This window comes from Bacillus safensis, assembly GCF_039619585.1.
GTDB lineage: Bacteria > Bacillota > Bacilli > Bacillales > Bacillaceae > Bacillus > Bacillus safensis.
The window spans coordinates 3,359,519-3,377,932 of the sequence record NZ_CP154909.1 but is presented as its reverse complement, the minus strand read 5'-3'; the positions used below and the strand labels follow the sequence as shown (position 1 = coordinate 3,377,932).

General features: G+C 41.2%; 21 protein-coding genes. 14 read left to right on the top strand and 7 right to left on the bottom strand.

Translation table 11 applies throughout. The features are described from left to right. Positions 1-10 precede the first annotated feature (10 nt). The 6 genes from AAYR28_RS17400 to AAYR28_RS17375 form a co-directional block, all read right to left on the bottom strand. Positions 11-1,204: a pyridoxal phosphate-dependent aminotransferase gene (locus AAYR28_RS17400; protein WP_183002025.1), complete on the bottom strand. Its 1,194-nt coding sequence runs from the start codon at positions 1,202-1,204 to the stop codon at positions 11-13. A 17-nt stretch (positions 1,205-1,221) separates the two neighbouring features. Next, positions 1,222-2,643, bottom strand: coding sequence for an ATP-grasp domain-containing protein (locus AAYR28_RS17395; RefSeq protein ID WP_120207906.1), 1,422 nt, complete (start codon positions 2,641-2,643; stop codon positions 1,222-1,224). A gap of 15 nt (positions 2,644-2,658) precedes the next feature. After that, positions 2,659-3,420: a glucose 1-dehydrogenase gene (locus AAYR28_RS17390; protein WP_120207905.1), complete on the bottom strand. Its 762-nt coding sequence runs from the start codon at positions 3,418-3,420 to the stop codon at positions 2,659-2,661. Beyond that, positions 3,417-4,124: a cupin domain-containing protein gene (locus tag AAYR28_RS17385; protein WP_101676572.1), complete on the bottom strand. Its 708-nt coding sequence runs from the start codon at positions 4,122-4,124 to the stop codon at positions 3,417-3,419. The genes AAYR28_RS17390 and AAYR28_RS17385 overlap by 4 nt, the downstream gene beginning before the upstream one ends. A 1-nt stretch (position 4,125) precedes the next feature. Further along, positions 4,126-4,728, bottom strand: a complete 603-nt coding sequence (locus tag AAYR28_RS17380) for a bacilysin biosynthesis protein BacA (protein ID WP_024423797.1) — start codon at positions 4,726-4,728, stop codon at positions 4,126-4,128. 154 nt (positions 4,729-4,882) lie between these two features. Then, on the bottom strand, positions 4,883-6,115 hold the full coding sequence (locus AAYR28_RS17375; RefSeq protein WP_120207903.1) for an MFS transporter: 1,233 nt from the start codon (positions 6,113-6,115) through the stop codon (positions 4,883-4,885). 145 nt (positions 6,116-6,260) lie between these two features. On the opposite strand from AAYR28_RS17375, the gene AAYR28_RS17370 reads away from it, so the two are divergent. Both AAYR28_RS17370 and AAYR28_RS17365 read left to right on the top strand, forming a co-directional pair. After that, entirely contained in the window at positions 6,261-6,740 is a 480-nt protein-coding gene (locus AAYR28_RS17370; protein ID WP_034281269.1) for an Lrp/AsnC family transcriptional regulator, read from the top strand. Positions 6,741-6,862: 122 nt separating this feature from the next. After that, on the top strand, positions 6,863-7,831 hold the full coding sequence (locus AAYR28_RS17365; RefSeq protein WP_120207901.1) for an alpha/beta fold hydrolase: 969 nt from the start codon (positions 6,863-6,865) through the stop codon (positions 7,829-7,831). A 140-nt stretch (positions 7,832-7,971) separates the two neighbouring features. On the opposite strand, the gene hemQ is transcribed toward AAYR28_RS17365, so the two are convergent. Then, positions 7,972-8,742, bottom strand: coding sequence for a hydrogen peroxide-dependent heme synthase (hemQ, locus tag AAYR28_RS17360; RefSeq protein WP_034281267.1), 771 nt, complete (start codon positions 8,740-8,742; stop codon positions 7,972-7,974). A gap of 240 nt (positions 8,743-8,982) precedes the next feature. Between hemQ and pta the strand changes: the two genes are divergently transcribed. The 12 genes from pta to AAYR28_RS17300 all read left to right on the top strand — a co-directional run bounded on the left by pta (position 8,983) and on the right by AAYR28_RS17300 (position 18,294). Then, the gene (pta, locus tag AAYR28_RS17355) at positions 8,983-9,954 is read left to right on the top strand and encodes a phosphate acetyltransferase (protein ID WP_024423792.1); all 972 of its coding nucleotides are present in this window, start codon (positions 8,983-8,985) and stop codon (positions 9,952-9,954) included. A 132-nt stretch (positions 9,955-10,086) separates the two neighbouring features. Further along, positions 10,087-10,938, top strand: a complete 852-nt coding sequence (locus AAYR28_RS17350; protein ID WP_041115469.1) for a MurR/RpiR family transcriptional regulator — start codon at positions 10,087-10,089, stop codon at positions 10,936-10,938. Positions 10,939-11,089: 151 nt separating this feature from the next. Continuing rightward, a complete protein-coding gene (locus AAYR28_RS17345; RefSeq protein WP_120207899.1) occupies positions 11,090-11,761 on the top strand; it encodes an RraA family protein in 672 nt (223 codons plus the stop codon). 11 nt (positions 11,762-11,772) lie between these two features. Then, entirely contained in the window at positions 11,773-12,651 is an 879-nt protein-coding gene (locus AAYR28_RS17340) for an NAD(P)-dependent oxidoreductase (protein ID WP_120207897.1), read from the top strand. A gap of 43 nt (positions 12,652-12,694) precedes the next feature. Continuing rightward, the gene (locus AAYR28_RS17335; RefSeq protein ID WP_048237701.1) at positions 12,695-14,029 is read left to right on the top strand and encodes a TRAP transporter large permease subunit; all 1,335 of its coding nucleotides are present in this window, start codon (positions 12,695-12,697) and stop codon (positions 14,027-14,029) included. Between the two features lie 13 nt (positions 14,030-14,042). Further along, complete coding sequence (locus tag AAYR28_RS17330) at positions 14,043-14,309, top strand: hypothetical protein (RefSeq protein WP_041115477.1); 267 nt, start codon at positions 14,043-14,045, stop codon at positions 14,307-14,309. Positions 14,310-14,484: 175 nt separating this feature from the next. Beyond that, complete coding sequence (locus AAYR28_RS17325; protein ID WP_120208044.1) at positions 14,485-14,883, top strand: YwqH-like family protein; 399 nt, start codon at positions 14,485-14,487, stop codon at positions 14,881-14,883. A gap of 4 nt (positions 14,884-14,887) precedes the next feature. Further along, positions 14,888-15,166 (top strand): YwqI/YxiC family protein, encoded by a 279-nt coding sequence (locus tag AAYR28_RS17320; RefSeq protein ID WP_120207895.1) that lies wholly within the window; start codon positions 14,888-14,890, stop codon positions 15,164-15,166. Positions 15,167-15,177: 11 nt separating this feature from the next. After that, positions 15,178-16,728 (top strand): T7SS effector LXG polymorphic toxin, encoded by a 1,551-nt coding sequence (locus tag AAYR28_RS17315; RefSeq protein ID WP_220726136.1) that lies wholly within the window; start codon positions 15,178-15,180, stop codon positions 16,726-16,728. 14 nt (positions 16,729-16,742) lie between these two features. After that, complete coding sequence (locus AAYR28_RS17310; RefSeq protein WP_061110209.1) at positions 16,743-17,141, top strand: Imm50 family immunity protein; 399 nt, start codon at positions 16,743-16,745, stop codon at positions 17,139-17,141. Positions 17,142-17,267: 126 nt separating this feature from the next. Beyond that, complete coding sequence (locus AAYR28_RS17305) at positions 17,268-17,540, top strand: hypothetical protein (RefSeq protein WP_120207893.1); 273 nt, start codon at positions 17,268-17,270, stop codon at positions 17,538-17,540. A 340-nt stretch (positions 17,541-17,880) separates the two neighbouring features. Beyond that, positions 17,881-18,294, top strand: coding sequence for an SMI1/KNR4 family protein (locus AAYR28_RS17300; RefSeq protein ID WP_259455923.1), 414 nt, complete (start codon positions 17,881-17,883; stop codon positions 18,292-18,294). The last annotated feature ends 120 nt before the right edge of the window (positions 18,295-18,414 follow it).

Below are 18,414 nucleotides of genomic sequence, written 5' to 3'. Positions count from 1 at the left end.
CAAAAACCCGCTATATGCGGGTTTTTTGATTAAAGCGAATTGGAAGGATGCGAAGCCGGTCGATAAACAGGGCAAGCTGTTCAATTGGAGCAACCATTGAGATGCGGACATGACGCCTACCATGTGCTCCAAACACACCCCCCGGCGTGACAACGACATCAGTATGTTCGAGTAAATAGTCAGCAAATTCATGAGAATGTTCAAAATCATCAGGGATTGGAGCCCATAAATAAAAGGCGCCAGCTGGACGTTCGATGGACCATCCTAGCTGCTTTTCTGCCTGACGGATGAAAAAGTGAATTCGTTCAAGGTAGACCTCTTTTAATGATTGTATGTGACGGTCATCACTTTGCAAGGCGACAGTTGCAGCTTGTTGAAATCCGCCATACATACTAACAAACACATGATCTTGGAAGGCGTTAATGGCTTGGATGATATCCTCATTACCTACAGCAAAAGCGACTCTCCATCCTGCCATATTAAATGTTTTGGATAGAGAATATAATTCCACTCCTACGCTTTTCCCAAGAGGAGCGTTTAGAAAGCTTACGGGTTTTTGTTCATAATGAAATGAACCATAGGCAAAATCATGAATGACATGCAGTCCGTGAGCTGATGCAAAATCAGCAGCCTCTTCAAAAAATGCATCATTTGCCACAGCACCTGTTGGGTTATTCGGATAATTTAAGAAAAGAACCTTTGCCTTTTTGAGTACCTCCGGATCAATTGAAGAGAGATTCGGCAAATAGCCATTTTTCGATTCAAGTTTGATGCAGTAGGGCTTTGCGTCTGCCATCAAGATCCCAGAATGATATTCTGGGTAGCCTGGATCTGGAACGAGGGCAACGTCCCCAGGGTCAAGCAGACACTGACTCATGACATAAAGGCCTGTTTTCCCTCCATTGAAAAGAGCAACCTCTTTCTGTGGGTCTATCTCAGGGCCGAACTCCTTTTTGTAGAAATCTGCAATGGCTTGCTTGAAAAAGTCGAAGCCTCTGAAAGGTGCATATTGCTGAAATTGCAAAGTGCCTGCCGCCTCTTGAAGGGCGCTTACGATATGTGCAGGAGTAGGAAGATCGGGATTTCCCTGACCAAGGTTTATGATGTTCGCTCCGTTTTGTGCTTTTTGCGCAATTTTCTCAAATACGGTTCCAAATTTCTGTTCTGGCAGCCGTTTAATCATGTTAGATGGTAAGATCTCCACCACGTTACCCTCTCTTTCTATCCCTTGACTAATTCATCCATTAAATGAAGGGCAGCTTGTTTCTGTAAGTTGCGGATGGATGCTGCAACATCCTGTGAGGATGACCCTTTTAACTCAAGCGACACGATGCCATTAAAGGCTTCAAATAAAGATAGATCGACAAAGGTGCCTTTGGACGGGCCAGATCCACTGACGATCACAGTATCTCCAACTAAAGCATCCTGCGGAATATGGATATGATCAATGGTGATGTGTGTGGCCTCTGCCGGTATGTGTCCGCTTTCTTTGAAATGCTGAGGGTATAAATGGCAGTCTGCTATATAATGCGTATGTCCAGAAAGCAGCTCTTTTGGCAGCTCCGCTTTTTTTCCATCGACTAATACATCGATCAGCAGCTTGGCCATATCCACCCCAAACACTTTTTTGATATTCGGAATCATATTCCAGCCAGCAAATCTAGCTGCGGATTCGATCAGTCCTGCTTCTCGATTTTTCATGAGCTTGATCTCTGTATGGGTCGCACAGTTTTCAAGGCCCAGCCCTTCATTTGCCTTCTTAGCTGCCTCAATAATGATTTGCTGGGCTTCATTGTCTAGGATCGAGGGAGTAATATGAGCCGTTTCTGTAAAACCGATTTGAGGGGTCTTGTCATGTATGACAAAAGGGATATATTCTCCCTCCACGACTAACCCTTCTACACTGACATAATCAGAATAGCCATCCTCCTGATACCAATCCTCGTAAGCACCCTCTAAATACGTTTCAGCGACAAATGGTGCTTCATATGTCACAGCGTTTGGGACGGGAATCGTTTGCAAGTAGGATTGTACGTTTAAAAAGAGATCATCACTGCTGGCTCTGTCATGAAAAAGGGTCACGCCAATGGAGCTTGCTAAATATGTAGGCTTTAAAATAAGCGGTGTCCCGATATGTTCAATAGCTTGCTGGAAATCAGCTAAAGTCGTGACAGGCTGAGTTTTCACCGCTTTGACACCAGCAGCGTTGAATGCAGCCCTCATTTGGCTTTTATCACGTGCCATTTCAGCTGCTTTTACCCCAGCGCCGCGCAGCCCCAGCCGCTCAGCAGCTTTTGCCATTGGTGCAATGAATAATTCATTATTGGTGGTGATGGCATCAGCTTTGAAAAAGGAAGCCACACGGACTAGGTCATCCACTACCTCTTCCTCTGATTTCAGATAATCATCATGTGCCCAGTAAATAGAATCAGGGTGTTCAAAAGAAGGGTGTGTCTCAAAATAATCACGATCTTTGATGACGGCAATGGAGTATTTTTCGATTAGTTCAGCGTGACGCTTTGTAATGGCAAAAGGTCTAGGGATATAAGAAACGATATGATAAGATGCCGCCACGCTTTCATAAAACATATGGGGCGGGCATCCTCCTAAGTCAGCAATGACAAGTACGGTTTTTTTACTCAATGAAAGCACTCCTTTTTATCTAGCGGTGTATCCGCCATCTGCTGTGACAACACTTCCAGTCATATAGCTGGATAGATCAGAGGCGAGAAACAGCATCACGCCCGCAATTTCTTCAGGTTTTCCGAGACGAAGCAAGGGATTCACCTTTGCTTTTTCCTTTTTAACAACCTCAAGACTTTCTGAATGATTGTCTAAAAAGGATTTTTCATTTAATGGCGTATCAATGATGCCTGGTGCGATACAATTCACCCTGATTTGATGAGCGGCATAGTCGATCGCCATCGATTTGGTGAGCTGGATGACACCGCCCTTTGTTGCGTTGTATGCAGGAATGTCAGGCCAGCCAACGAGACCTCCGACAGATCCAGTATTAATAATACTTCCGCTTTTCTTTTCAAGCATATGCGGCAATGTATGCTTACTCATAAGAAATACACCAGTCAGGTTGACCTGTAGAATGTGGTTCCAATCCTCCAGTGCCATCTCGTGAATAGGTGAGACAATTTCGATGCCTGCATTGTTAATCAAAACATCAATTGTCCCGAATTGGCTCAGCACGGATTGAACGGTTTTTTGACAGTCAGACTCATTCGTAATATCTGTTTTGAAAAACGCAGCATGTTCATGAGGCAATGATTCAATGAGTTGTTTACCGCTATCTTCATTGATATCAGCCACTGCTACTTTTGCTTCGTGCTCAAGGAAAAGCTTGACGGCGGCAAGCCCAATCCCAGACGCACCTCCTGTAATCAGGACGACTTTTCCGGCAATGTTCATTTCTTCACCTTAGACGCTTTTGGCTTTAAGCGGTTATAGCGTGGAGGGAAGAAGAGATTAATAGACTTTGATGCTTCTGGCTTTGGATTAATGGCGCCATGATCTTCTTTTGGATCACAGAAGTAGGTCGTGCCAAATTCCATCTTTTCTGTAAAGCCTTCAATCGTCATATCGTACCCACCGCTAATGCAAATCCCGATTTGTTCATTACGGTGCTTATGAAAAGGCATTTCCCCGCCATTTCCCGGAATGTTGGCAATCATAAGCTCCATCCAGTCCTCCACAAAGAAGGTCACTTCCATGCCAGGAAGTAAATCACGCGTTTTGAAAATATCTAAGAAATAAGTAGGAGGAGCCGTATATTCCTCGCCATCTTTCAATCTCTTAATATCAATGGCGATCACTTCTTCATCTGTCAGATTCGATGCGCCGTGAGGAACGAATGGTGGTGCAATATAGGCTGATTCTAATGGAGTGAGCAATTGGGTCGATTGGCCGACCGTCATTTGAAGCTCACCTTTTAATACGATGCCGATTTGTGCTTCTGGATGCTCGTGAGGTTCGATGATCGTGTGAGGAGGGACGTATGAAATTAACACTTCCGTATCGCCTCTGGCAGTAGAATATTGGATGACACCATTATCCCATTCTCGTTTTTTCGCTTGAGGAAAATATAATTCTTGCACCTTTTGTTCAGTTGTCATGTTACATCTCTCCTTTTCCGAATATAGACCAGCTCATAGGAATGCTTTTAAATGTTCGAATGAAGGTGAGGCCGTATGTAGCTCTAGCCACCTCATTGGTTAAAGCGAAATCAAATTCGCCGTCTCTTACCTTTTGTGCGGCTGTACTTGTAGAATTGACAAGCTCAAATTCAGCATTTTGATGAATAAAATATTGAATCAAATTCACAGGTGCAGGATGAGAAACAATTTTTAAATGGTGAAGCATTTGTTCTTGAAAGGGGAAATCTGGTCTGACAGCCAAACCATACATGGGCGTGTCACATCTGAATATTTGTAAAAGCTGCAGGTCAGGTCTCATGTAGAAGTGTTTAATTCCTTCGTATGCGTGTGGAACGAGAGTGTATTGGAGTGCGTTAGAGAGAGTATGTTCAATGCAAGTTTCGAATGTGTCGTAAAGGGATAGTTTCGTATGAGTGCCGAGTGTAGTGGTGGAATGAGAGATGAAATGTTTTGCTGCATATTCACTGCTTGTCCCCTTAGGGCCTAATGTATTGACTGTAAACATCTTAGGTGAAACGATGGGCTCTTCTTTGAAATGAAAAACATCATTCTTTAAGATCATGTTTACCTTACCATCCAATCTTTTTCAAATTTTTACTAGATTATAAAAAATAAAATTGGTAATTGTCAACAAAATTTATAAAAAATGTATTTTATGATGATATTAAAAATTGATCTAAAAAACTGCACATATCAAGATGTGCAGTGAAATGAGCTCACGTTTCAAATGTGTTTTTATGTTTCTGCTGTAAGTTTTTTTCACGTTTATAGCTGACGAAGCTGATGAGAAAACCAACAAGCGTAATGAGTGCACATACAAGCCCTACTGTATGATAGCCGAAATGGACATAAACAGGTCCCATCAAAGCTGATCCAAGCATTACGGCAAGATTGGAAGCAAGGCTGTAAAAAGCCATCACTTTGCCTCGGTGGGTTTGGGAGCAGTCGCTCAGGACGGTGCTCAAAAGCGTGACAGATAAACTTTGCATGGCACCCCAAATAAATAAAGCAAAAATGAGCAATGTCCATGAGAACGGTGCATAAGGAAGTAAGGCAAGAACAAGCGTAATGCCGCCCAGCACAAAGAAAAGTGAACGTGTTTTGCCAAACCAATCTGCTAATTTCCCAGTAAACATACTCATGGAAAAGCCAACACCATAAGCCATGATCAGAAGTCCAGCTGTTGATTGCCCTCCGGAAAACAGACTTTGCAGGTAAGCCCCTAAAAATGAGTACATGCCATAAAATCCAAGCATGTTACAAAATGTCACGGTCAAATAGACAGGGACTCGGTCGATTTTTAAAGCCCCCCATAAAGAGCCTGATTTCTCCCTAGTTTGAGGTGCCTTCGAAGCAGCTGTGGCGACTTGTTTTCGAGATTCAAGGATGACGAGCAGCAGGACAACGAGACTCATCATGGCGAAAATCCAAAATGTCCAGCGCCAGTTCAAACTTTGACCGATAAAGGCGCCAATGGGCACACCAAGGACAAGAGAAAGAGACCAGCTCGATACAATGAGTCCCATCACTTTGCCGCGATACTCGTATGGAACCCGGTCGCCCACAAGAGCGTAGGCTGTTGGCACAAATACACCAGTCGCCAGCCCAGAAATAGCACGGCCTGCAAAAAACACGGCCAAATTTGGGGCAGCAGCACACATCACTGTGCCAATCAAAAAGAAAGACAGCCCAATAATCAAACACAGCTCTCTTGAATACCGGTCCCCTAAAGGAACGAGCAGCGGAGCTCCAACCAGCACAGCTAACCCATAAATGCTGATGGAAAGAGCGAGAATATCAAGAGAGTGCTGAAAGGAGTTTGATAAATCAGGCAGAAGTGGTGAAATCACCAGCTCTTCCGATCCCGCAGCAAAAACGCCAAGTGTGAGTGCGATGGCAAGTGTGATGGGAAATGTTTTAGAAGCCTGGCTGTCTAAAGATTCTTTCATCAAGTAATCCCTCCATACTTGCTTTTTCATTCAATTCCGTTAAAATAAATTCTACCATTATTTAGTTTTATTTTACATTTCATATCATAAGTATTATCATCAAATACTTTTCAAATGGAACGATTTTTGGATAGGAGAGGTACGAATGAAAATCACCGATGTAGATGTGCATATTTTAAATGAATTGAGAGAAGATGCCCGCTTATCCATGAGGGAATTGTCCAAACGAGTGAATTTATCAGCACCTGCGGTAGCAGAAAGAGTGCGTAAATTAGAGGATGCAGGGATTATCGAAGGGTATTCTGTTCAGGTCAATTATAAAAAATTAGGGCTTCTGATTGACTGCCTGCTGGAAGTTACGGTGTTAAATGGGGAGTATCAGCGTTTTGTGGCTTTTATGAATGAGCATCCACGCGCCTTTTTTGCTTATCGAGTGGCAGGTCAGTCTTGCTTTTTCATTAAGCTGTCAGTTTCTTCTCTTGAAGAAATTGAAGCCTTTATTCAAGAAGTATCTGGATTTACAAAAACCGTCTCCCATATTGTCTTGTCAGAGCACTCTTTTTCCCATCCAATTCAGGAACGTGTGAAACCAATAGAAGAGCCAGAAATGACCGTGGTGAAATAAAAAGTTTCAGATTGTTGACAAAGGGCTAAAATGATTTTTATTTTAGCCCTTTGTATTCTTTTCAGCTTTTTATGCTGAAATATTCGTATAGTAATAATTTGAGATTAAAGGAGTTAATTCTTTTGAAGCTTTTAAAGGTAATAGATTACGCAGCATTAATGGATATGCACAGAACAAGAAGCAAAGAAAGTCACTATAATCATTTGCCTATTGACGTAGGTAACAGGGATCGTTTTTTTAGTGCTCAGCCAATTGATTTACAATTTCATATCGATAACCATACAGCAAACTTAAAAAGTGGAATATTTTCTTTTCATTCTAGCATCAAATCTGGTGAAGATAAGAATGACAAGGTTTCGGTGGAAGTGTTTTTACGAAAAGAGTCAAAGCACAAGCCTAATGTAATCTTTGTACATGGATGGAGAATGGATTCATACGACAGAATCAAGAAGATTTTTCACGATAAAATTGTTAAAAATTATGATTGGAATATGTATTACTACACGCTGCCTTATCATTTCGATAGGGAACCACAAAATTCAACATATTCTGGTGAACACATGATTAGCGCCAATATAAGTCGAACCGTGCAATCCTCCCAGCAAGCTATTGTTGAACTTAGAGGGCTGATTAAATGGATCAAGGAAAATGAAGGTGGGGACATAATCGTAGTTGGTATTAGTTTAGGAGGGTGGCTAACAAACTTATTAGCAACAGTCGAGAAAGACGTGAATATTATTGTATCAGTTTTTTATGCGAACAATATTGCGCATTCCATCTGGAACACTCTTCCTGGGAAGTATATACGAAGAGATCTGGAGGAACATGGGACAACGTATGAAGAACTCGACAAAGCTTGGGATATTATGAACCCTAGTAAAGCAAAACTTCTCGTAGAAAAAGAAAATGTACTCTTAATATCAGGAAAATATGACATGTATATCGACATAAACGATGCTGATACTCTGTGGAATAGCTGGGATCAACCTAAAAGGCACGTATACAGTTGTGGGCATGCTGGAATTGTACTATCTAGAAATAGAATAGCAGCCGACACACTTCAATTTATTGAAAGCAGGCTAAAGAAATAAAATGATGTTCATCCTAACTGCATTGTTGTGGGCCATGAGTTTAGTTTTGTTTCTTACTTATCCTGAAAATGAAGATGTGATCACCTTTCTAAACAAATACATAAAAAAGCTTCGGAGAGATCCGAAGCCTTAAGGGTTTATCATACATGGAAATAAGACGCCAGCTGCTCGTTTGCTAATCGGTTTCCAACAAAGAAGGAACCAAATTCGCCGTAGCGTGCACTGACTTCATCAAAGCGCATTTCATAAACCAATTTTTTAAATTGAAGCACATCATCAGAGAAAAGGGTAACGCCCCACTCATAATCATCAAAACCAACAGAACCTGTAATGATCTGTTTTACTTTCCCAGCATAGCTTCGGCCAATTAAGCCGTGGCTTCTCATAAGAGATTTACGCTCATCCATGGAAAGCATGTACCAGTTGTCATTGCCAGAACGTCTTTTATCCATTGGATAGAAGCACACGTATTGAGAAGAAGGAAGCTCTGGATATAAGCGAGCACGTACATGCGGGTTCTCATAAGGATCTCCGCCATCGCCGCCTCCTGCTAAGTAGTTGCTGAGCTCAACAACTGAAACATAAGAATAAGCTGGAATCGTAAACTCTGCTAGCCGTGTCTTGTTGAATTCGAGTTCAATTTCACCTAGTTCTTCCATTGTCGGACGTAAAATCATGAGCATAATATCTGCTTTTTGGCCGACAATACTATAGATTGTTTGGCTCCCAGCCTTATCATGCTCAGCTGTTTTCCATTTTTCCAATAGACCTGTGAATTCATGAATGATGGCTTGGCGCTCATCACTTGTCAGCAGCTTCCAAGCTGTCCAGTCAATTGTTCTAAAATCATGCAGTGCATACCAGCCATCTAGTGTTTGAGCTGCTTCATTTGTTGTATGTTGTTCGCTCATTTCTTTCACTCCTATTAACAGTTTTCCATCTGTTCCAACTATAACATAGTTTGTCCAAATGGAGATGTGATCAAAACTTGAACGAGGAAAACAGCTTTTATCAAAATTGATTAAATTAGTTTGAAAAATAAGAATTTAATTTGTAAGCGCTATAATATAAGTTGGTAGTTTGAATTTAGGTAGAAGAAGAGTATGCTTAAAAGAGAACGCTTTTTTTGTAAAATCAAGGAGGGTATTGAAGTGGCAGATATTTTTTCAACAGTTCAGGAAAAGGTTGCAGGTAAAGGAGTAAAGATCGTTTTTCCTGAGGGAATGGACGAACGCATTCTAACAGCCGTTCAAAAATTAGCAGATGGCAAAGTATTGCAGCCAATTGTGGTAGGAAAAAAACAAGAAGTTGAAGCTAAAGCAAAAGAATTAGGTCTTACACTTGATGGTGTTGACGTGTATGATCCTCATACATATGAAGGTTTTGAAGAGCTTGTACAAGCTTTCGTAGAAAGACGTAAAGGCAAAGCAACAGAAGAGCAAGCCAGAAAAGCATTACTAGATGAAAACTACTTCGGTACAATGCTTGTGTATAAAGGTCTTGCAGACGGACTTGTGAGCGGTGCGGCACACTCAACTGCTGACACAGTGCGTCCAGCACTTCAAATCATTAAAACAAAAGAAGGCGTAAAGAAAACATCTGGCGTCTTCATCATGGCTCGCGGCGAAGAGCAATATGTGTTTGCTGATTGCGCAATCAACATTGCACCAGACAGCCAAGATCTAGCTGAAATTGCGATCGAAAGTGCAAACACAGCAAAAATGTTTGATATCGAGCCACGTGTGGCAATGCTTAGCTTCTCTACAAAAGGCTCAGCAAAATCAGACGAAACAGAAAAAGTATCTGAAGCAGTTCGCATTGCAAAAGAAAAGGCACCTGAGCTTGTACTTGATGGAGAATTCCAATTCGATGCAGCTTTCGTTCCTTCAGTAGCAGCGAAAAAAGCGCCAGATTCCGTCATCAAAGGCGACGCCAGCGTATTTGTTTTCCCTAGCCTCGAAGCTGGAAACATTGGCTACAAAATTGCACAGCGCTTAGGTAACTTTGAAGCTGTAGGTCCTATCCTTCAAGGTTTAAACCAGCCAGTAAACGATCTATCAAGAGGCTGTAATGCCGAAGACGTTTACAACCTTGCGCTTATCACAGCAGCTCAAGCACTATAATGATCTCGACAAAGGCAGCCAGTACGATAGATTCGTGCTGGCTGTTTTTTTGATGACAAATGTGTACAATATAGGGGGGAAAAGAAAAAATTTTGATCGTAGATAAAGCCGATAGAATGGGCAGGTGCTATAATGGACGATTTAATACATAAGCTTCAGCATAAGGTCGCAGGATTAACCGAGGCACAAAGGAGAATTGCAGATTATATCGTGCAAAATCCAATGGAGGTTGCGTTTTTAACTGTAGATAAATTGGCGTCAAAAGTAGGGACGAGTACAGCGACCATCATGAGATTCTCTGCTGCTGTAGGGTATTCCGGTTTCTCCGAGCTTCAAAAAGAGCTTCAATCAAATATGAAGCATAAAGCTGCCCCTCAAACGAGACTTGAAGCGAACCTCAAACATTCAAATAAAAGTAAGCTCCTGCATAATCATGTTGAGCTGCAATTTCAAAATATCCAGTACGCTTTAGACAATATCACGGAAGAAACCTTTCAGCATATTGTTGAAAAAATAGCCAGCTCCCGCCAGGTTCTGTGTACAAGTGTTCGAAGCGGAAGACCTGTCGGCGAGTATCTGTCACTCGGAATCAATCGGCTGTTGGGGAACTGTCAATATATTGATGCAGACAAAAGTGACTGGGTGGATGATCTCGTTCATTTTCAATCTGATGATTTCATTATAGCGGTCAGCTATCCCCGCTATGCAAAGCGTATGAAGGATTTGCTGGAGGCAGCGAAGTCATATGGGGTGGAAGTGCTTTTAATTACAGACAGCTACAGCTCTCCACTAACAAAGTATGCACAATATGTATTGCCATGTTCCTCAGCAAGTGTGAGCTCTCATAACTCTGTCGTATCTGCTATCTTTATCGTAGATTATATTTTAAGTGCCTTAGCCATTAATGATCCTGAAAGAACAAAACCACGTTTAGATCAAATCAATCATATGTTAACGAAAATGAGTTATCACACAACACATTAGTCGTGTGGTGACTCATTTTTTTAATTTGGGTTTTTTTGAAAGCGCTTTACTAAATAAAATCGAGATGGTATGATCGTATCACAAAAGTAATGAATATTACTTTAATTAGATTAAATGTAATGAATATAACTAAAAGGGGATGATGGAAACTATGAGTACTGTTCAATTCGTGTCAAATGATCTTATAGATCGGGCAAGAAAGCTTAACTCGACCTTGCTGTCAGACGTGATGGGATGCACCGGCGCGATGGATCATCAAATCAAACCAGTTGCAAGAGGCATGAATGTAGCAGGTACAGCTTTTACCGTCAGCTTACGGCCAGGGGATAATTTATTTCTTCATCAAGCGATCTACTCTGCGAAAGAAGGAGATGTACTGATTGTTGATGGAAAAGACCATAAGGGCCATGCATATTTAGGGGAATTGATGGCAGGTGTAGCAAAGGCTGTAGGAATAGAAGGAATCGTGATTGACGGGCTTGTTCGCGATAAACTCGCTTTAGAGGAACTGGCTTTTCCGATCTACAGTAAGGGGTTTATGCCAAATGGACCTTTTAAAGATGGTCCTGGGGAATTGAATCAAATCATCTCGTGCGGCGGTGTCAAAGTAGCACCAGGTGACTTGGTCATTGCTGACGATGATGGAGTCGTCATCGTTCCAAAGGAAAAGGTGGAACACCTGCTGACACTAGCGGAAGAGAAACAAGCGTATGAAAATCAAAGATTAAAAACGATTCAACAGTATATGAACGATGGAAAGCAAGACATCAGCCTTTTAGCACCGGCATGGCTGGAAGGCAGATTGAAAAAATTTCAGGGATAGGGGAATCTAAGATGAAGATAGGCTTTATCGGATATGGAGAAGCAGCATATGAGCTGTCAACGGGATTGAAAACAGAAGGATTAGATCAATTTTATGCGTATGATGTACTATTACAAAACGAGAAATTGGCTGGCGCGTTGAAGGAAAAAGCATCGCAGACAGGAGTTCAATTAACCAGCAGTATTAGCGAAGTCGTTGAGAAATCTGATATTGTGATTGCTGCTGTGCCAGCGAATAAAACTTTAGAAGTGGCCCAATTCGTATCGGGAAGTTTGAAAGAGAATCAAGTATATGTGGATGTGTCGGCATCAACACCAGACATCAAAAAACAAGTGGCAAACGAAGTTGAAAAGCAAAAAGCTCTATTCGTAGATGCTGCCATGCTAGGGCCTCTTCCAGTCAACAAACACAAGGTTCCGATCACGGCAAGCGGCAGTGGAACTGACCAATTCATGAAAGTAATGAATGCTTATGGCATGAATATTAAAAAAATCAGTGACCAGCCAGGAGATGCTTCGGCCTTGAAACTGATCAGAAGCGTTTATATGAAGGGGATCGTTGGTCTCATGATTGAATTTTTGGAAATTTCAAAAAAATATAACGTGGAACATCAAGTGATTTCTTCACTAAGCGATACAATGGATAGCAAAAGTTTTGAAGAGACCATGAATCGTCTTGTGACAGGGAGTGCACTTCATGCGAAAAGACGAGCGATCGAGCTTCTTGGCTCTATTGACATGCTAGATGAAGCAGAGGTTGATGCCAGTATGTCTCGGGCAGCACAACAAAAGCTTGAGAGATTAGCAGACTTTCAATTCGTTGAACGGTTTAATGGGAAAAAGCCGGCCAGCTGGGAAGAAGTCATTGACGTGATGCAGCAGGGGAAATAAATTGTAAGCGTTTTATTGAACGAAGGGGAGGCGAAAAAACGATATGGGTTTTATTGCGTTGATTGTATTCATAGCTGTCATCATTATATGGAATGTCGTCGTGAAGCGGAATATGGGGGAAGCCATGCTATTAGGCTTTATTGCAACCACATTATTTGGCGGATTGGATGCATTAAGACTTTTCTGGGATGGATTAAAATTTGCATCCACATATGAGGTGCTCTATGCAGCTGTTGCATTTGTATTCATGGCCTATTTAATCGAAAAGCTGGAATTAATTCATGCACTCTTGCGAATCTTAAATTCGGTTGTAGGGAAACTTCCTGGTGGAGCGGCTTATATGAGTACGTTAGGTTCAGCAGTCTTAGGTGCTCTTTCAGGTTCAAATTCTGCAAACACAGCGGCCACTGGCTCTATCACAGCCTCTTGGATGATTAAATCAGGCTGGAGCCGAACCCATACAGCGACCATTTTAGCAGGGAATGGCGGACTTGGGGCGGCACTGCCTCCGAACTCTTCAATGTTTATCATGCTGGGGTTTGCACCAATTGCAGCCCTTGTATCTGAGGGGGATTTATATATTGCGCTTTTAATAGGAGGACTGTATCAAGTCGTATACCGATTTATTTTGGTGTATATCCTGGTGAAAAAGAATAAAATTCAGGCCATGCCGCCAGATGATATTCTTCCTTTTAGGGAAGCAGTGAAACAAGGGTGGAAGTCGATCTTTATTTTTTTCGGTGCCTTGATTCCTATCATTATCACAATTGGTCCGCTGGCAAACTACTTAAAAAGTAATCCAAACATCGGACCAGAGGCAATGGATCAAATTTCTTTAATTACGTGGATTCCGATTCTCATGATGTTGATTAGTTTAACAATTGGAAGAAAAAAGGCGTCTGCACTAGATTGGTCTCAGTTTTTCAAGTCGGCCATTCCTAAGTTTACAACGATCGGTGCCTTGATGCTGTTTGCTGTTGCTGCGAGTCAGGTGCTTGCTGAATTAGGATTGGCAGAAGATTTGACGCAAATCACATCAGTACTTACCATTCCGAAATGGCTCATGGTGCTCATTGTGGGAATTCTTGTCACGCTAGTGGCTGGGCCATTATCTTCTACAGCCACATTAACAGCTGTTGGACTTGTCTCATTTTCAGCTTTAGTCTCAGTCGGAGTGGATCCAGTTGTGGCTGTTGTTGCCATTCTTGCTTTTTCATCAACAGAAGGCGCTTCCCCGCCGGCATCAGGATCGATTTTCATTGCTTCTGGTCTTGCAGGAGCCAGACCGGAGAAAACGTTTATACCGCTGATTCTCTACTATATGCTGCCGATCGTAGGAATTGGCTGGCTCATCGGAATGGGAATACTTCCAGTATAGAAAGGAGAAACACATGAGAGCATTGATGGAATTTTTATTTAAAGTGCTGCTTGTCCTGTTCTTAACGTCAGGAGCCCTGTTGGTATTCGGTCAAATACTAGGGATTCTTTTGCAAAAGGGAGACATGATCATTGCAAGTACGAACCTATTCAAAAACCCAACATTGGTGTTAAGTGCCTTTTTCAGTCTTGTTGGTTTCTCTCTCCATTATATTCCTGAAAAGAAAGACACCTCATTTAGCGATCATCCATCTGCATCAGCAGGTGAATCGCTCAAATAAGCAATAAGAAGCTGGATTCAGTAAATGAATCCAGCTTTTTTGCGCGCGAGAAATAGGTATTAAAACCCAATACGTACGATTCATTTTTTGGTAAATTTACTTTCAATCATATGCCTCTTGTGCTAGTAAATGGTAACATAACGGAGGACTATTTAAGGGATAGAGGTGTTTGACCATATCTGGAGCAATCATCGGTTATAAAGCAGCCTTGTATTCATTAAAGGCAGATATATCTATCAAAAAAGAACAAATCATCGAACTCAACATGTGCCGCAAAGAAATCAAAGAGGCAAAATCGGCTCTGTCAGATGCCAGCAAGAAAATCACTCATCCAGATCTGACATCACATACATGGTTTGGCCATTTGGCAGACACGTTTGATGACATTCGAGATGAAATGGCTTCCGCCAGTCAGGAAATAAAAGGTGTACAGCTAACCAATCTATTAAATCGAATCGATGAAAAAATCAATGATTTCACATCGGAGATCCATTCGTTAGAACATGAAATTCATTCGGTTGAAAGAAAAATAGAGAAAGAAAAGCAGAAACAACTGGAAGAAAAAAGAGGGTAGTCAAATGACGAGAGAAATTAAAATAGATGCCAGTCAGGTCAAACGAGTATTACAGCATGCAAAACAATCAGGCTCTCAAATGAATACAGCCCTTCCAACAACCATCAAAGGGAGAAATCAGCTCCTGACGGCAGACACAATAGAAGAGATCAATCAGCAGCTGAACGAATTAAGTACATCCTATATAGGCATTCTTCAGAAACAGCTTGTACAAACAGAACAAGCGGTGAACACCATGATTGAAACGGACAAGGCGCTTGCTTTCAGCAGTAAAAGAAAATAAAGGAGAACGCAATGAAAACCCTTGACGCCTTTGCGCAAATAAACGGAATAGATCAAACGCTGAATGCGTTAAAGCAGCAGTCGCAGCAAATCAGCTCCCTAGAAAAACAAATCAATCACATCATCTCACTCGATGGCGCACTAAAGGGAGAGGCGGGACAAGCCATCCGCGCCTTTTATACAGAATGCCATATTCCCTTCCTGCAATTCTTTCAGGTCGTCATTGAGGAATATAGCGCTGCATTAAAAAACACAAAGCAGGCTCTTCACGCATTAGAATCAAATGAGCACGGATTTATCTCACAAGCATTTATCGAACATGATCTTGATCAAGGCTTAAAAAAAGCTGAACGAACAATTTCTGAAATCGTATCAGAGGTAAACCACGCCATTGGCAGAGTTGGTCATATTGTTCATTTACCAAATGTAGATGAATCAGCTTTTCAGCAAAACTATCAAAAGGCATGGCTCGAGACCTCAAGAACCATTGGTCTGCTTCATGCATTTGACCGGGAGCAGACAAGTGCTTTACATGAAACCAAAAGCTCCCTTCAAACAATGAAGCAATACATCGATACCTTAAGTCCCATGTTCACCGGCCCAAAAATCGACATCACGAGCTATCAAAAGGGATCTATTTTCAAAGATGAAAAAGAAGAAAAAGTAAGCAGCACCATCAGTGGATTGAAGGATAAAATAGACAACCCAAAAGACAATCCAATGATGATCATGCTGAAGAAACTGAAAGAGAAACAACACGCGAATGTGGAGACGGTTGTTCGGGAAACGCCGTCTAGTAAAATCAATCAAACCACCTTGACCTTAAATGGAAAAGTATACAACATAAATGAGTACAAAGAGATCAACTTCGAACATGCCAAAACGGTTGATGTCATGCGAGACGGAATGCTGTATCGGTTACGAATATCAGAAAAAAACAAAGTAACGATTGAGAGCGTTAAACCGATGTCTGATGTAAAAACAGGCGATCAACCCCAAAATATCTTAAATACAGCGGTTGAATTTACAGGAATAAACGACGCGATTCGGGTTATTACAGGAAGAGATCCGATAACAGGTGATAAAGTCGCGGATATGGATCGTTTGGTATCAGGGGTGTACATGGTTCCAAGCACCAACATTGTTAAAGTGGGGAAATATGTTTTTAAGATTATTAAAGGGGAGAAAGTAGCTAAGAAGGTTCCAAAGGCTGGTAAAGGCTCTAAGAGCATAGTGAAACTTCCTAGCAGACATGGTGCTCTTAATGAAGCCAAAAAGGATGCTGGCATTTTAAGATCTCAACATCCTGAATCAATTCGGCGTGTAGAGATGCGAACCGCTCCTCATGAAGGTGGGCGTGTAATAAAAGACGACTATGGTAAAATTATTTGGACTAAAGAGTATCTATATACTAATAACAAGGGTCAAAAAATTATTATACAAGATCATAGTGCAGGTCATAAAAAAGGTGGACAAGGGCCCCACTTCAATGTACGACCCTTTGATAATCCTAGAACAGGAAAAGTCCCAGGGACTAAAGAGCATTATCCATTTAAAAAATAATTAGAGGTGATATTATGTGGTTTGAAAAATTAGAGGAAAACTTCTTTTTAAAAAGTCTATACAAAGAGGTTCCCAACTTAGAAAATATACGAATTGAAGGTATCCATATTAAAGAGGAAGGTAGAAAAGTGACTTTGCATTTTGATATGCCGTATTATGCGGAAAATCCTCCAAAAAAATGGGATCAATTAGGTTACAATTCGATTTCTCTTGAGGTAGACATTTTTGATATCCATTCTTTAGAAATAAAAACATTTTCAGATACATATAGAGGGAACATTGAAATAAATAAAAATGACCAAGATTTAATTGAAATTACTATTACAGGGGAGGTCACAGCAACAATTAAAGGAGACGTCGGCCTCATTCAATCAGTTAATGGTTATATTAATGGATCTTTAGAAAAAGAGTAACGAAAAACGCATAAGACCCTTTTCAAGAAAGGGTCTTTAATATATCCAAGTAATAATAACTTAGATATCACATTTACCTATGTCCTAAAATTCAGCCACTTAAAAAAATTGAAATAGGAGAGTTTTATGGACAAAAAACAAGAACTAATAAAACAAATCCAAACCGTCATCAACATCTTAGAAAAAGAATATCCACAAGAAATCCATCAAGGTGTTCTCCAATTAATATACAAAAGATATAAAAATGCACAAAGGATCATTCAGAACAATGAAGATCTCCAAAAAATTTTGATCATTGGCGGGGTGAGAGCTTATTTGGATAGTTATAATGACTATCTAAACCCCTTTCTAGATGAATTACATAAAGCAGAGAGTTTGCTTAAAGAAATGCTGTCATAGATAGGACGGTTGTCTGTAGTACTGGAATCAAGTCTTGTATCGGGCAGCAAAACAGAGAAAGGAATGCCTATGGAACATGAACAAAACAAAAGCAAAAAAACATCCAACTGGCTATTAAGTGTCAGTGTTCTGATTGTTATAGGAACAGCTTTGCTGAGAGGAGTTTCTTACTCAGATGCTGATTATCGCGGTTTCCCTATTGATTGACTAGTTCTGCACGGACATCATACTTTTGAATTTCTAGTGTGGGGTTTTATACTTGACGTGGTCATTTTCTATTTTCTTTTAAAAATGCTCCTTCGTTTGTATAAAAGGGTGATGAAAAAATCAGCAACTTAAAATAGAGGAGGCTCTTAAAATGCTCAATTTACCTCAAATCCCACATCTGCACGTGAATAAACCAGCAAGTGACATACAGATCAAAGAGGCAGAATCCCAGCTAAACATGCTGCTGCCCCATGTTTATAAGGAACTGCTGAAACAGACAAATGGATGTTCCGTTGGCGGTGAGGTGCTTCTATACGGTACGGAGGACATTGCGGAACGCAATGCAACATGGGAGGCTCGACAATATGCAAGCGGCTATGTGGCGATTGGCGACGATGGCGGCGGGCAAGTATTTCTCATGCGGCTGGCTGAAGAGGAGAAAAAGGTATGGATCGTGGATGCTGGTGTAATGGACCCTCAGCATGCAGAGCTCCTGACCGACAACTTTCTGAAATGGGTGAGTGAGGGCTGTAACATAGAAGCGTAATCCAGTAAAGGAGATGATCACATTGCCTTGGAATACATGGATCACTGTTTGTCTCGTAGTTGTGATACCCATCGTTTTAGTTTTCTCTGTATATTTCAACATGAAAAGCAAGAACAAGAA